Origin of the sequence: Merdibacter massiliensis, assembly GCF_900155395.1 — a bacterium.
In the GTDB taxonomy this organism is placed as follows: Bacteria; Bacillota_I; Bacilli_A; order Erysipelotrichales; family Erysipelotrichaceae; genus Merdibacter; species Merdibacter massiliensis.
Genome location: NZ_LT699727.1, coordinates 145626 through 159645, shown reverse-complemented (window position 1 = coordinate 159645; position 14020 = coordinate 145626). Strand labels below are relative to the sequence as shown.

14 protein-coding genes and 1 riboswitch are annotated in these 14020 nt (G+C 38.5%); of the genes, 7 read left to right on the top strand and 7 right to left on the bottom strand.

The features are described from left to right. Window positions 1-17: 17 nt before the first annotated feature. From BQ9859_RS08780 to BQ9859_RS08770, 3 genes are all read right to left on the bottom strand, one after another. On the bottom strand, window positions 18-1511 hold the full coding sequence (locus tag BQ9859_RS08780) for a TrkH family potassium uptake protein (protein WP_235846420.1): 1494 nt from the start codon (window positions 1509-1511) through the stop codon (window positions 18-20). Beyond that, on the bottom strand, window positions 1498-2856 hold the full coding sequence (gene trkA, locus BQ9859_RS08775; protein ID WP_075877816.1) for a Trk system potassium transporter TrkA: 1359 nt from the start codon (window positions 2854-2856) through the stop codon (window positions 1498-1500). The genes BQ9859_RS08780 and trkA overlap by 14 nt, the downstream gene beginning before the upstream one ends. A 101-nt stretch (window positions 2857-2957) precedes the next feature. Continuing rightward, window positions 2958-3539 carry a sugar O-acetyltransferase gene (locus BQ9859_RS08770; RefSeq protein WP_075877815.1) on the bottom strand — a complete coding sequence of 194 codons (582 nt, stop codon included), beginning with the start codon at window positions 3537-3539 and terminating at the stop codon, window positions 2958-2960. Window positions 3540-3586: 47 nt separating this feature from the next. Between BQ9859_RS08770 and BQ9859_RS08765 the strand changes: the two genes are divergently transcribed. Next, window positions 3587-3883 (top strand): MGMT family protein, encoded by a 297-nt coding sequence (locus tag BQ9859_RS08765; RefSeq protein WP_075877814.1) that lies wholly within the window; start codon window positions 3587-3589, stop codon window positions 3881-3883. Between the two features lie 4 nt (window positions 3884-3887). Here BQ9859_RS08765 and BQ9859_RS08760 read toward each other — a convergent pair whose 3' ends face one another. Further along, window positions 3888-5750: a glycerophosphodiester phosphodiesterase family protein gene (locus tag BQ9859_RS08760; RefSeq protein WP_075877813.1), complete on the bottom strand. Its 1863-nt coding sequence runs from the start codon at window positions 5748-5750 to the stop codon at window positions 3888-3890. A gap of 86 nt (window positions 5751-5836) precedes the next feature. Further along, a riboswitch (FMN riboswitch) is annotated at window positions 5837-5951 on the top strand. A 96-nt stretch (window positions 5952-6047) separates the two neighbouring features. On the opposite strand from BQ9859_RS08760, the gene BQ9859_RS08755 reads away from it, so the two are divergent. Next, entirely contained in the window at window positions 6048-6701 is a 654-nt protein-coding gene (locus BQ9859_RS08755; RefSeq protein WP_075877812.1) for an ECF transporter S component, read from the top strand. A gap of 12 nt (window positions 6702-6713) precedes the next feature. Continuing rightward, window positions 6714-7169, top strand: coding sequence for a pyridoxamine 5'-phosphate oxidase family protein (locus BQ9859_RS08750; protein WP_075877811.1), 456 nt, complete (start codon window positions 6714-6716; stop codon window positions 7167-7169). A 37-nt stretch (window positions 7170-7206) separates the two neighbouring features. On the opposite strand, the gene BQ9859_RS08745 is transcribed toward BQ9859_RS08750, so the two are convergent. Continuing rightward, window positions 7207-7881, bottom strand: coding sequence for a LiaF transmembrane domain-containing protein (locus BQ9859_RS08745; protein ID WP_143404408.1), 675 nt, complete (start codon window positions 7879-7881; stop codon window positions 7207-7209). A gap of 250 nt (window positions 7882-8131) precedes the next feature. Between BQ9859_RS08745 and BQ9859_RS08740 the strand changes: the two genes are divergently transcribed. Further along, window positions 8132-10708, top strand: coding sequence for an ABC transporter ATP-binding protein/permease (locus BQ9859_RS08740; RefSeq protein ID WP_075877809.1), 2577 nt, complete (start codon window positions 8132-8134; stop codon window positions 10706-10708). Window positions 10709-10803: 95 nt separating this feature from the next. On the opposite strand, the gene BQ9859_RS08735 is transcribed toward BQ9859_RS08740, so the two are convergent. Together BQ9859_RS08735 and BQ9859_RS08730 are read right to left on the bottom strand one after the other, a co-directional pair. Continuing rightward, entirely contained in the window at window positions 10804-11028 is a 225-nt protein-coding gene (locus BQ9859_RS08735; protein WP_075877808.1) for a hypothetical protein, read from the bottom strand. A gap of 369 nt (window positions 11029-11397) precedes the next feature. Then, window positions 11398-12123 (bottom strand): GntR family transcriptional regulator, encoded by a 726-nt coding sequence (locus BQ9859_RS08730; protein WP_075877807.1) that lies wholly within the window; start codon window positions 12121-12123, stop codon window positions 11398-11400. Between the two features lie 130 nt (window positions 12124-12253). Here BQ9859_RS08730 and BQ9859_RS08725 point away from each other — a divergent pair, with 130 nt between their 5' ends. The 3 genes from BQ9859_RS08725 to BQ9859_RS08715 are packed head-to-tail and all read left to right on the top strand — an operon-like array spanning window position 12254 to window position 13895. After that, window positions 12254-12667, top strand: coding sequence for a PTS sugar transporter subunit IIA (locus BQ9859_RS08725; RefSeq protein ID WP_075877806.1), 414 nt, complete (start codon window positions 12254-12256; stop codon window positions 12665-12667). 11 nt (window positions 12668-12678) lie between these two features. Next, window positions 12679-13428 (top strand): BtpA/SgcQ family protein, encoded by a 750-nt coding sequence (locus BQ9859_RS08720; protein ID WP_075877805.1) that lies wholly within the window; start codon window positions 12679-12681, stop codon window positions 13426-13428. Then, window positions 13425-13895 carry a PTS sugar transporter subunit IIB gene (locus BQ9859_RS08715; protein WP_075877804.1) on the top strand — a complete coding sequence of 157 codons (471 nt, stop codon included), beginning with the start codon at window positions 13425-13427 and terminating at the stop codon, window positions 13893-13895. The genes BQ9859_RS08720 and BQ9859_RS08715 overlap by 4 nt, the downstream gene beginning before the upstream one ends. Window positions 13896-14020 lie beyond the last annotated feature (125 nt).

Sequence of the window (14020 nt, the reverse complement as noted above, 5' to 3'; positions counted from 1 at the left end):
CGAAGGAGTGATAAAACTTATTTTTTCATGGCATATTTCCTCTTGTCTTGTTGAAAAAATGCAGCTATAAAGATCAATATTGGGTAAATTTCCAGCCGCCCGATCAACATGGCAAAAGACAAGGTGATCTTGGAAAGATCGGAAAATAACGCAAAATTGCCTAATGGACCCGCTATGCCTAAACCGGGGCCAACATTTCCTAAACAAGCAAAGCATGCACCAATGGTCGATTCTAAATCGAAATTGTCTAAAGAAACGATCAATACGACAATGACCAGGATGAGAAGATAACAAAAGAAATAGCTGCAGATCTGATGAACAATGTTATGGTCTACCTTTTTTCCATCCATGGTGATCACATCTACTTTTTGCGGATGAATCAGCCGCTGCAGGTCCAGTTTGGTTTGTTTTAACAAAATCAAAAGCCGGCTGATTTTCAAACCTCCTGCAGTACTGCCGGCACAGGCACCGATCAGCATGAGGATCAACAGGATCGTTTTTGAATACAAGGGCCACTGACTAAAGTCTGCAGTTGTGAAGCCGGTCGTAGAGATGATCGACGCGACTTGAAAGATCGCATAGCGCAGCGATAATAACAGCGAACCATCCATCATAGACTGAATGTTGAGTGAAATAGTTACTATACTGAATGTTACTACCAGTAGATACATGCGCACTTCCTCATTGTGTAAAACAGAATGTGCATTTTTGATCAGCATAAAATAGAATAAGTTGAAGTTTATGCCAAATAACAACATGAAGAATGAAATGACCATCTCGAGATAGACACTGTCGTAAAAAGCAATACTGTTGTTTTTGATTCCAAAGCCGCCTGTTCCAGCGGTGCCAAATGTCGTGCATAATGCATCAAATAAAGGCATGCCGCCAAGAAGCAGGAAAAGCAGCATCAAAGCGCTCAGCGCTAAATAAATCTTGTAAAGGATCGCTGCACTTTCCCGTATCCGGGGAACCAGCTTTCCAATGACAGGGCCAGGTGCTTCTGCGCGCATGATATGCATCATACGTCCATTGGAGCGTGGAACAACTGCCAATAAAAAGACGAGGATGCCCATTCCGCCGATCCAATGAGTAAAGCTTCGCCAAAACAAGGACGCATGAGACAGTGCTTCTACATCTGTAAGGATACTGGATCCGGTGGTAGTAAAGCCAGATACGGTTTCAAAAAAACAATCTACAAAAGAAGGAATTTCTCTGGTGAAAAAGAAAGGAAGACCTCCGAATATAGAGATGGTGATCCAGGTCAGTCCGACTGCGAACATGCCGTCTTTAGCAAAATAAGAATGCTTCGTTTTTAAAGAGGCTAAAGCAAAGCCAAATAGGAAACAGAGCACGATGGTAAAAAGATAAGCAGAGGCATGACCTTCTTTATATAAAAAGTCGACGATTACAGGAAGAAAGAGCAAACAGCCTTCAATGATCAAAGCATAGCCAATGATGCTTCCAATGATTTTCCAGTTCAATTTATGGAGATGACGCTTAAGCGAGAACATCATTGATCTCCCTTAAGCCTTGTAACTGGCTGATGATGATCACTGTATCGCCTAATTCAACTCGAGAGCTGCCGCTTGCGATAGAAGCTTTTCCTTTATGTAAGATATTGCTGAGCAATATTCCTTTTTTGAACTGGATTTCTTTGATCGGCTTATTGATGAACCGACAATTTTCACGTACGCGAAACTCTAAGACTTCGATTTGATCATCCACAATTTTTGTTAAAGACTCTACGCTGCTGCCTAGCGTATTTTGCATGGCGCGTACGTACTGTACAATCTGATTGGCAGTCAGATTTTTAGGTGTGATCGTATTTTCCAAACCTAGTTTTTCTAACAGGAAACCAAGCGCCATACGGTTTACTTTTGGCAAGACGCGCGGTACGCCATGATTGGAAGCAAACATGGAAATGATGACATTTTCTTCATCATTATCGGTGAGCGCGATAAATGCATCCATCTCCTCTAAATTTTCGGATAATAAGAGTTCATGATCCGTTCCGTCTCCATGGATGACGGTCAGTTTAGGGAACCGTTCTACCAGATCTTCACACCGTTCCCGTTTGATTTCAATTACTTTTACATCGATTCCCATTTCCATCAGCATCGGTGCAAGATAAAAGGTAATCTTTCCACCTCCGATGATCATTGCCTCATGAATAGCTCTATGTTCTATGATACCTACTTCGCATAAGAACTTTTCTAACTGTTTGGCAGTGGCAGTCAGCGTAACTTTATCATTTTTTTGCAATGTGGTATTGCCTTCAGGAATGACTACTTCTTCTCCGCGTTGGACGGCTACAAATTGGATAGAAGATTTTAAAGCACTGTCGATATGATGGATGGTTTGATTGCACAAAGGGCTTTCTTCAAAAATCTTGATTTCCGCTAATTCCATCCTTCCTTTTGCAAAAGAGCTGACTTTGATGCCGTTGGAAAAACTCAAAGAGCGCAGGATCTCTCTTGCTGCAGTCAGTTCAGGATTGATCTGCATGCTTAAACCAAGGTCTTCCTTCAGCATGCGCATGCCATGGACATATTCGGGATTGCGAATACGGGCAATCGTATGATCTGCTCCTAGTTTTTTAGCTAATAAGCAGCTGATGATATTGATTTCATCACTGGAGGTAACAGCAATCACCAGATCTGCCTGATGGACTTTTGCTTCTTTTAATACATCGTAATTGCCGCCATTTCCCTGAATACCGACAACATCTAATAAATTCATTGTTAAATTCAATACCTGCGGTTTATTTTCTATGATCGTGATATCATAACCTTCATGACTCAATTGTTTAGCAATTGCAAAACCGACTTTTCCATCCCCGATAATTACGATTTTCATCCTGTCCCCATCTTTCTAAATGTTGATATATGCGCCTACATTTTACTACAACATAAAAAAAAGTCTATATTTTTCTTTTATTTTATGAAGGGATGCTTTATTCAATCATACTTGATCGCATCCTTTTCTGTAATTGTCCGAATTATTTTACAGGGATTTCCAAAAGCAATAACATGTGCAGGAATATCTTCGGCAACAACACTTTTTGCGCCAATCACGGCGCCTTCACGGATCGTCACTCCTGGCAGGATGGTTACATCCGCACCGATCCATACATTTTTTTCAATCGTGATTGGTTCAGCTTTCTCATATCCTTTGTTGCGGTCTTGCCAGCACAGAGGATGGTTTGCTGTATAAAGGCCGCAATTGGGTCCGATGAAACAATGTTCGCCAATCGTGATCTTGGCGCCATCCATCAGATACGCATTGCGATTGATAAATGTATGTTTTCCAATAAAACAATTATACCCGTAATCGGTATAAAAAGGGGATAAGATCGTTATATCAGAATCTGCATTTGGCAGCAGTTTTGAGATACAGCGCGCTTTTTCTTCACAGTTGCCTGGATGCAGATGATTCAATAAGAAGCAAAGCTCTTCTGCCTGTGCTCTTTCTTTGCATAACTCTTCATCATTATTGGCATCATACCATACACCTTTTTGCATTTTTTCTTTTTCGCTCATCGCAAGATCTCCTTTCTGATTTATACTGTTTATAGGATGTGAGAAATATGGAAGAACATTTTGTTTATCTGGTTCTTTCCATTGTGGAAGAAATACCTTATGGGAAAGTGGCTACTTATCAACAGATTGCCCGATTGGCGGGCAGAGACAAGAATGCGCGATTAGTTGCCCGTATTTTGGCAAATGCCAATCGATATGGTAATTATCCATGTCATCGTGTGGTCAACAGCAAAGGAAGGACTGCACCGAATTGGGAAGAACAGCGTCTTTTGTTAGAAGAAGAAGGCGTACAGTTTCAAAGGAATGGATGCGTAGATCTTGCGGTTGATCAATGGAAACAATGATGAATCAGTGAGGATATCCTTCTCCTTCATAAAAATATGTTTGTTCATCGTATCGTTGATAATCTTCCATTGCCCGATGCATCTCTTTGACATCATCGCCGATGATACCGCTGACGCCCATGCGAAGATAATTCAAAACATCATAATAATTATTGACGGTCCATATATAGACAGGAATACCATTTTTTCTTGCCTGTTCCAAAAATCTGGTGTTGATCTGTTCTTCCTCCACTGCTAAAAAGTCGACATCCAGATGATAATCGATCTTTCCCAGAGAACCAAAGACACAATATCCGATCCACCATTCTGGCCGAAGATGCTGTAATAAGGTCACAGCCTCATAGTCAATGGACATAAAAATCGCTCTTTCTTCAAAATGATTTTTTTCAATCAGTTCAATCAATTGATTGACCATTTTTTGCTCTTCTCCTTTTTTTGGCTTTAATTCGATCAATAACCCAAATGACGGATCTGTCTGCTTTGCTGTTTGAATGGCTTCTTGCAAAGAAGGCATATAATAGGATTGTCCATGAGAGGATAATTGTACTTTCTGCAGTTCTTGAAGAGTATGATCATGGATCGAAAGATCTTGTGCTGCCAGGCGTTTGGTCGAACTGTCATGAAAGACAACCAGCTGCCCATCTGCTGTTAATTGAATATCGATTTCGGCGTAATTGGCACCGTGCTGCTGTGCTCTTTGTATGGCGAGCAAAGAGTTCTCAGGAGCACTGTTATCTCCTCGATGCCCAATGATCCAAGGTGAATGCAAAAGCGGTTTTTGATTTAAATATTGAAACATGACCAACAGCATGAGCGGACATAAAATGAGGATCACGATCTTCCGGTGAGGGGCATGCGTATAATATTCTAAAAAATAGCGGCGAACATGTTTGGCTGAATGTTTAAATAAAGAAGATATTCGATAGGCAAAAAAAGGACGGTCTTCTTTTTTCAATGTAAAGTTGATTGTTTCTTGATCCTGTTCATACATTTTTAAGATACATACAAGGAAGAACAGTGAAAGGACATACAGGAAGATCCAAAAGAAAATCGTACAGATGAATTGTATCCGAAAATGATACGAATGAAAAAGATAACGAAAGAGGTAGATGTTGAAATCGCTGTTTTTTAACACAGGTACCTGTAGCCAGCGCAATACGATGATGTTGCTTATAAAGCCTACTAAAAGGAGAAAGGATAATTTGATCTTTGTGCGGATGGAAGAATGAAGTACTTCGCAAATGCTTTTTTTACATGCTTTCCAAAAAGAAGTTTCCTGTTTGAAAAAATGCACGGGTACAAAGACGAAGAGTCCATATAGAATAAAAGCTAAGATGAAAAAGAACAGCACCGATACTTTTCCAGAAGTCGTCATAGACAGTTCATTTGTAATAAAATTCGGAATGCGCAAGGTTGTTAAGTATGTGGATAGATAACCGATATGGGTAAACGGCAGCAATCCGGCAAAATAAATGGGTGCAAAAAAAGAGGAAGGATGACGCAATGATCGCAGCATGGCAAAAGTGGTCGAATAAAGCGAAGATGTCGTATATTCTATTTTGTGCAGCATACAATAAGTCATGGCGAGCATTGTCAATAATTCAAATACAATGGATAACACAGCGGTCAAGGCAATGATCAATAATACAAAGATTCCAAAGGGAGTAAGAAAAGCGGAAAAGATCGTATAATTGGTCAAAGAAGATTGATAATTTACCTGACTGATATAATAGTTGAGCAATGCATTGGTCAGGGGATACACAATGATGATCATGATCAGACGATACATACATTCAAAGCGGATCGTATTGCGGATCCACAGCAGAAAATAATGATTGGAATAAGTTCTCTTTTTTTCGTTTTTCATATTCATGATTATACTAGAAGTCTGTAACAGTTGCAATGAAGGTCTTTACAATTGAGCCGATGAGGTATATGATGAAAACGCATAAAATATAACTTCGGGGCAGAGTGCAATTCTCGACTGGCGGTAAACTCCGCGAACCTTCGGGCCGAATCGGTGAAATTCCGATAGCAACAGTGAAAGTCTGGATGGAAGAAGTTGTTTTTCTTATTGGAATATTCGTTATGTGTCCATCGGAAAAAACGTGTCTAGAAGTATATTTTAGGCACGTTTTCTTTGTTTTGAAAGGATGTGGTGAAGATGAATACAAATACAAAGAAAATCACAACGGTCGGAATGCTTTGTGCGCTTTCGGTGATCGTTAATCTTCTCATCCATTTCCCGATGGTTCCTGCTGTCAGTTTCCTGAGCTATGATCCAAAAGATATCATCATCGTGATCGGCGGGTTCATATATGGAGGAATGACCGCTTTTATCATGAGCGTGATCACTTCTTTTTTGGAGATCATGTATCGCGGAGGAACATTGTTAGATGTGCTGATGAATGTGATTTCTACTTGTACATTTGCGTGTGTTGCGGCATGGATCTATAAAAAGAGACATACACGCAATGGTGCTTTGATCGGCCTGGGACTTGGAACTGTTTGCTGTGTGTGCAGCATGGTATTATGGAATTATATCGTAACGCCGATTTACTTTGGAATGCCTAGAGAAGCTGTCGTAGCTATTCTGGTACCGGGAATCGTACCTTTTAATTTGTTAAAGTGTGCAATGAATGCGGGTGTTACATTATTTCTTTACAAACCATTGGTTACTTTGTTTCGAAACGGCAATTTGGTTGAGCAAAGCCACAGCCAGCAAATCGTTTCCAATGGAAAAACAATGGCCATTATCGGTTTGTTCTTATTTATCACTGCTGTTTGTTTTGTGCTTGGATTTCAAGGGATCATTTAGGGAGGTAAGAAGATGACATTTGAAGAAGCAAAAAAGATCATGGATCAAAAATTAGGTGCATATAAGATCATGGCACTTGCCAGCTGTGTTCATGATTATCCCATGGTGCGTAATGTAAGCTGTATTTTTTACAATGACAAGATCTATTTTAAGACAGATAAAAACTTCCGTAAGACGCAGCAGCTGTTTGAGAATAATCGGGTAGCCATGTGTTTTAACGGAGTACAAGTGGAAGGCATTGCAAAAAACAAAGGATTGGTCATTGAGGAAGAAGGACGCGTGTTTGAAAAAAAATACAAAGAATATCTATGGCAGAGCTATAATGCCTATTCTCATGTAGACAGTGAGATCTTGATCGAAGTAACACCAAAGTTTGTTGAAATTTGGGATGAAGATGAAAACCGCAATGCATTCCAGTTATTTCTTGATTTTGACAAAGAAGAAGTGGAATATAAGCCGTATGATTAAAAAAGGTTCATTCAGTTTTAAGCTGAATGAACTCTTTTTACAGATAGTATATTTTGATGCTGCTGAAGGATAGATTTCCTTCGATCCGAATCCATTTTTCAGTGTTTAGCGGATTTCCTGTTTCTTGAATAGAACTGAAAGTATGCTGGCAATTTGTCTGGATTTTCCACTCTTTAGGAACATACAATTCTATGCTGCACATGTTTGCCAAAATATGCAGATAAGCATCTGTGTTCAACATTGTGGCATGATCAAAGTAGACTTTTAATGAACCCATGGAACAATCGATATTTGCCTGTTTGAAATCATCTGTATAAATATGTTTTGTCTGCCTGGACATCGTTGTTTTTATCTGTATATAAGAACCATATACTGTTTCTCCGCCAGCTGGATCTTTATCGATCACAGGCTGCTTTTTAGGAAAGAGAAAATGAAATCCTAAGCTGCCCAGCATGGCTGCAAACAACAAAGGAAACGGGCGTATCGGCGGAAGCGGGATCCATTCATCATAAAGAAGATATAGAAAAGCAATGGAAAATAAGATACCGGTCATCGAACGATAAAAAATGGATTGCAGCAGCCAGATGATCAAAGCTATGGTAAATAAAATACGCCAAATAGAAATATCTTGAAAAATAGAAAACTGGTTTAATAAAACGAGGACTGCGGCAAAAAGAAATAAGAATCCCCATAATTTATTTTTATTCTGCATGGTAGAAATCTCCTTTCTGTTGGAAAACAAGGGTTTTGGATCCTTCATTGTTTTTAACTTGTTTTCCATAACATAGATAAACATATTTTTTGACATCTGTAAACTTTCTATGAGAAAGATGTTTTAAAATTCGATTGAAAAGGGAAAAATGCAGGAAAGGGCGCTATTGTTTTTTTGATAGGACAATGATACCATTTTTTCATAGCAAAAAATGGTATCATAAGATGTAGATAAAAAGGAGAACGAATTTATGCTTGAGTTAAAACAAATAACAAAAGATTATAGCAGCGGAAATGAAGTGGTGCATGCATTAAAAGGAATTTCTTTATCATTTCGTGAAAGTGAATTTGTTTCCATTTTAGGACAAAGCGGTTGCGGGAAAACGACATTATTAAATATTATTGGTGGTTTGGACCACTATACAACAGGAGATCTGATCATCAATGGAAAATCCACGAAAGATTTTACAGATCGCGATTGGGATGAATACCGTAATCATTCGATTGGATTCGTTTTTCAAAGTTATAATTTGATTCCGCATCAAAATGTGTTATCCAATGTTGAGCTGGCATTGACATTATCGGGAGTTTCAAAGGAAGAACGGCGAGCAAGGGCAAAAGAAGCCCTGGAAAAAGTAGGATTGGCAGATCAGCTGCATAAAAAGCCAAGCCAAATGAGCGGCGGGCAAATGCAGCGTGTTGCCATAGCGCGTGCATTGGTCAATGATCCGGATATACTGCTCGCTGATGAACCAACAGGAGCGCTAGATTCCGCCACCAGCGTACAGATCATGGATCTGTTGAAAGAGATTGCAAAAGATAAACTGGTGATCATGGTTACCCATAATCCACAGCTCGCGGATACATATTCCACTAGGATCATCCGTTTATTAGATGGCAATGTCGTAGATGACAGCGATCCGTTTATGATCGATGAACAAAAAGAGATAAAAAAGAAAGAAAACAAGCGCAGACCTTCTATGTCGTTTGTCACTGCTCTTTCTTTGAGCTTAAATAATTTGATGACCAAAAAAGCCAGAACTTTTTTAACGGCGTTTGCCGGAAGTATCGGTATCATTGGAATCGCTTTGATCTTATCGCTTTCAAATGGAGTGCAGTCTTATATTAACAGTGTGGAAAAAGATACCTTGTCTTCTTATCCGCTCACCATAGAAGACAGTTCAATGGATATGAGCGTGATGATGCAGACCATGATGGGATTGAATGAGGAAAGCAAAACACATAAAGATGACAAAATTTATTCAAAAGCCATGATCAAGGATATCTTGGAAACGATGTCTGACAAGATGGAAAAAAATAATCTAGCTGCATTTAAAGAATTCCTAGACAGTGATGCTTCCACTTTTGATACCTATGCAAAGGCTATCGAATATGGATATGATCTGCAGTTAAATGTTTACAATAAGAATAGTGATGCCGGATTGGTACAAGTTTCTCCCAATACATTGTTAGATAAAATCGGTTTTTCTACGATGACCCAATTGAGTGAATCTTTCATGGGCAGCATATCGACTGCACAAAATGAAGTTTGGAACAAGCTTCCAGACAGTGAAACGCTGCGGGATGAAGAGTATGAACTGGTCGAAGGAAAATGGCCGACAGCATATAATGAAGTCGTGTTGGCAGTGGATGAAAATCGTGAAATTACCGACTTTGCTCTTTATTCGTTAGGTCTGTTGGATCAGCAGGAAGTCATTGACGGGTTTCAGGCTTTGCAAGACGGCGGAAAAGTAGAATTAGGAGAAAGCGTGAGCTATGAGCCAAAAGATCTTTTAGGGATGGAATTTCAATTAGTATTAAATAGCGACCTTTATGAAAATGTGAACGGTTTGTGGATCGATATGAGCGAAGATGAAGATTTTCTTGAAAAGGCGGTTGATCAGGGAGAGACCATTCGTGTCGTTGGTATCATTATGCCAAGTGAAAATTCTTCTAAAAGAGAAACTGGAGGCATTTATTACACAAAGGATCTGCAGCAGTATGTGATCGATCAGGTGGAAGATTCAGAAATCGTTAAACAGCAAAAAGCAGATCCAGACATCAATGTGTTCACTCAAACAAAATTTGGCGATGATGGTGAATTTGACATCACTTCTCTTTCTCCGCAGCAGCAAATGCAGTTTGCTACGATGAGCCAGCAAGAGCTTGCACAATATATGGCTGACTACAGCGAAAATAAAAATGCAACATATGAGAGCAATTTGAATAAATTAGGAGCAATTGATTTAGATTCTCCTAATACGATCAGCATTTATGCAAATTCATTTGAAGATAAAGAAACGATTTCTAATTTGATCGATGACTATAATTTACAACAACAGGAAAGCGGAAATGATGCCAATGTCATCACTTACAATGATATGGTAGGAACCATGATGGAATCCATCACATCGATCATTGACATGATCAGTTATGTATTGATGGCGTTTGTCAGTGTTTCCTTGATCGTTTCCAGCATCATGATCGGTATCATCACGTACATTTCTGTGTTGGAAAGAACGAAAGAAATCGGTATCCTGCGTGCGATTGGTGCAAGCAAAAAGGATATTTCGCATGTATTCAATGCAGAGGCTTTCATCATTGGTCTCATTTCCGGTCTGTTAGGTATTGGTGTGACAGTATTGTTAAATCTTCCGATTTCCATCATCGTTGAGAATTTAACAGATGTGCCGAATATCGCATCATTGCCGCTTGCCGGTGGAATTGTCTTGATCTTGATTTCATTATTGCTGACAACGATTGCTGGTCTGATTCCTTCTCGTATCGCTTCAAAGAAAGATCCGGTGGAAGCACTTCGCAGCGAATAAAACAAATAAGATCCCGCAAAGAGGTACTGTGAAACGATTCATTACACAGTTAAAAGCGGGATCTTTTTCATAAAAAAAGAAGCAGTATTCTGCTTCTAAAGTTCATGCTCTGTATATTCTACATCAATGACATCTTTTTTCGAGGATCGAGAGGACGATGTTTGCTGCGTATAAGCGGGGCCTGCACTTTGATGTGCCTTTCGTGATTGAATCAGGGAATAAACGGCATATGCGACCACAAGGAACAGCAAGAGCATTGGCATGCGGAACATAACCAACTGCAGGATGGAAATGATTGCAAAAAAGTATAACAGATACATGTGGTCACCTTACCTTTCTTTGATAATATTATTATACAGAAATCAGGAAAGGTTGCACGCTTTTTGCACTTATTCACATAATTTCGCATAATGTGAATAATTTGGATAGTCAGATTTGCCCATTTTACCAGGAATGTATCCAAATTTTCCACAATGCTTGTATAGATAGCAATATGTGACATAATATAAGCAGAAAGCATAACACAAGGAAGGTGATGCAAATTGAAAAATGTATTAGAAAGGACAAGGCGCATCCTGTGGATTCATTAATGGATATGCAGTGATGTATATCCAGGTAGAAAAATAATAAGTGCGAAAAAAGGATGGTTTCTCTACATGCAGGAATCATCCTTTTTTATGTTTAAATAATTATTTAGATGAACGAACGGCATAAATATATTTGCTGGTTAAAATATATTGTTTATTAACATAGATAGTTGTATCATCCAATGTCAAGACTCTTTGCTGTACTTCGAGCAAAGGTGTACCTATTGTACAATTTAATAATTCAGCAAATTCTTTATTCGCATAAACAATTGTAAAATGATCTTCAAAATTTGACGGCTTTAGACCTGTCTGTGTAGAGACGAATTTTAAAAGAGAGAGCTCTTTTAAATCATTTGTTAATAGAAAATCATATTTAGTTGGAAAATAGTCCAGTTCAATGATGCAGGGGTCTTTGTCTACAAAACGAACACGTTTGATTTCGATACAGTGAGAAGGATGGTCTTGAAAATAAGAAGCAACCTCTTTTTCTATCTTATTGATCTTGCATTCGATGATCGTTGTGGAAGGTGTGGCATTCATTCGCAAACAAGTATCGGTAAAGCTGCCGCCAGTGAAAACGCCTTCGGTATGTACTTCTACTTTTACAAATGTACCTTTGCCATGCCGTTTGACCAAAATGTTCTCATCTACTAATTGTTGAATGGCATTGCGAACAGTTACCCGGCTTATATTATACATTTGGCTTAATTGCATTTCAGAAGGGATACGTTCTCCTGGTTGATATTTTCCACTTTGGATTTGTTCAAATAATTCATCATGCAGCTGTTCTTGTAGTGTAACAGCACAGAATTGCTTTAATGGTTTCATCGTTCAGCTCCTATATTCTATAGTAATAATTATAGTAAAAAAAAATGTACTTGCAAGAATTGACAGCGGTTACATAACATGTTAAGATGTATTTAGAAAATACAAGTTAATACAAGTTAGGAGGAAATTGATGGAAAGAACTATTGTATTGGCATCTCATGGAAAGTTAGCGGAAGGATTGCTTGATACAGCAAAGATGATCATTGGTGAAATTGCTTATGAGGCTGTTACATATGAATTGCAGCCCGGAAGATTAGCAGAAGATTTTAGCAGAGAATTGTCACAAGAAATTATAGCACATCCGCAAAGAGAATTCGTAATCTTAACAGATTTATATGGAGCAAGCGTGTTTTCAGCCATGTATCCACTGTCCGCTTTGAAAAATGTTTGGTTATTTACAGGAATGAATATCAATATGTTGCTGTCGTTATGTCTGGAATATCCAAATGCTTTGGATGAAAGAGCAGTAATGCAGATCCAATCTGATGCACAACAAGGTATAAAATCTGTTGGTATTACAAAATTAGAGGAAGAAGATTTTTGAGGAGAGTATTTATGGATGACAAAAGAGATTTTTTATCTATTTTTCGCAAGAAAAAACCTATATTAGCAATGCTGCATCTAAAAGGTGATACGGATGCAGATATTGAAGAAAGGATGAAAAAAGAAATTGATCTATATGTAGAAAATGGAGTAGATTGCATCATTATAGAAAATTACTTTGGTCAGTATCACAATATGGAAAAAGCATTGCAATATGTGAAAAACTTGAATCTCAGCATTCCTTACGGTGTAAATTGTTTGAATGTGGATGCAATGGGATTTTATTTGGCAGAAAAATATCAAGCTTCATTTGTACAATTGGATTCCGTGGTTGGACATGTAAAACCTCGGGATGAAGATACCTTGGATGCTTTTTTCAAACTATGCAGAAGTAAATATACAGGAAAGATTCTAGGTGGAGTCCGATTTAAATATCAGCCGGTTTTATCAGCCAATACTTTAGAAGAAGATTTGAAGATTGCAATGCAGCGTTGTGATGCAATTTGCGTGACACAAGATGCCACAGGACAAGAAACATCTTTAGAAAAAATTCAACAATTTCGAAAAGGAATCGGAAATTTCCCATTGATCGTTGGAGCAGGAATTACGCCAGAAAACATGGAAAAACAATTTGCCTATGCAGATGGAGCAATTGTAGGAAGTTATTTTAAAGATACTTATAAAGATGATGGGGAAGTCAGCGGTGAGCATGTTAAGGCCATTGTGGAGGCCGCAGAAAGAATCAGGAGGAGAGAAGCATGATAAAACTTATGAGAATCGATCATCGATTGCTGCATGGACAGGTTGCATTTTCTTGGACAAAATTTCTAGATGCGGATTGTATCTTGATTGCCAATGATGAATTGATGGAAGATGAATTAAAGATGAGCGCCATGCGGATGGCGAAACCGACTGGAGTCAAATTAGTGATGAAATCCATCGATGATTCCATCAAGGCGTTGAATAGCAATGTAACAGATAAGTATAAATTATTTATTATCGTCGGTAGTGTAGAGGATGCTTATCGATTAAGCAAAGAAACAAAATGCATCGATACGATCAATATCGGTGGTATGAAACAGATGGAAGGCAGAAGACAAATTGCAAAGGCCGTGTTCATCAGTAAAGAAGATGAACAAAAATTACGAGCGATAAGAGAGCAGGGAATTGAGTTAGAAGTACGTTTGGTTCCAGGTGATTCCAAACAAGATGTTATGGATCTGCTATAGGAAAAGGAGACCAGCTATGAATCTGTCAAGTAAAAAAAGATAAGAATTGTCAAAATTCAATAAAGTATATTTAGGGTATACGAAAGCTCAGTTATATAAGTAGTCTTAAATAACGAATAGCTATA

Excerpts from the sequence above, each read along its gene's own strand:
- BQ9859_RS08780 (WP_235846420.1), bottom strand. The coding sequence starts at position 1,511 with ATGTTCTCGCTTAAGCGTCATCTCCATAAATTGAACTGGAAAATCATT.
- trkA (WP_075877816.1), bottom strand. The coding sequence starts at position 2,856 with ATGAAAATCGTAATTATCGGGGATGGAAAAGTCGGTTTTGCAATTGCT.
- BQ9859_RS08770 (WP_075877815.1), bottom strand. The coding sequence starts at position 3,539 with ATGAGCGAAAAAGAAAAAATGCAAAAAGGTGTATGGTATGATGCCAAT.
- BQ9859_RS08765 (WP_075877814.1), top strand. The coding sequence starts at position 3,587 with ATGGAAGAACATTTTGTTTATCTGGTTCTTTCCATTGTGGAAGAAATA.
- BQ9859_RS08760 (WP_075877813.1), bottom strand. The coding sequence starts at position 5,750 with ATGAAAAACGAAAAAAAGAGAACTTATTCCAATCATTATTTTCTGCTG.
- BQ9859_RS08755 (WP_075877812.1), top strand. The coding sequence starts at position 6,048 with ATGAATACAAATACAAAGAAAATCACAACGGTCGGAATGCTTTGTGCG.
- BQ9859_RS08750 (WP_075877811.1), top strand. The coding sequence starts at position 6,714 with ATGACATTTGAAGAAGCAAAAAAGATCATGGATCAAAAATTAGGTGCA.
- BQ9859_RS08745 (WP_143404408.1), bottom strand. The coding sequence starts at position 7,881 with ATGCAGAATAAAAATAAATTATGGGGATTCTTATTTCTTTTTGCCGCA.
- BQ9859_RS08740 (WP_075877809.1), top strand. The coding sequence starts at position 8,132 with ATGCTTGAGTTAAAACAAATAACAAAAGATTATAGCAGCGGAAATGAA.
- BQ9859_RS08735 (WP_075877808.1), bottom strand. The coding sequence starts at position 11,028 with ATGTATCTGTTATACTTTTTTGCAATCATTTCCATCCTGCAGTTGGTT.
- BQ9859_RS08730 (WP_075877807.1), bottom strand. The coding sequence starts at position 12,123 with ATGAAACCATTAAAGCAATTCTGTGCTGTTACACTACAAGAACAGCTG.
- BQ9859_RS08725 (WP_075877806.1), top strand. The coding sequence starts at position 12,254 with ATGGAAAGAACTATTGTATTGGCATCTCATGGAAAGTTAGCGGAAGGA.
- BQ9859_RS08720 (WP_075877805.1), top strand. The coding sequence starts at position 12,679 with ATGGATGACAAAAGAGATTTTTTATCTATTTTTCGCAAGAAAAAACCT.
- BQ9859_RS08715 (WP_075877804.1), top strand. The coding sequence starts at position 13,425 with ATGATAAAACTTATGAGAATCGATCATCGATTGCTGCATGGACAGGTT.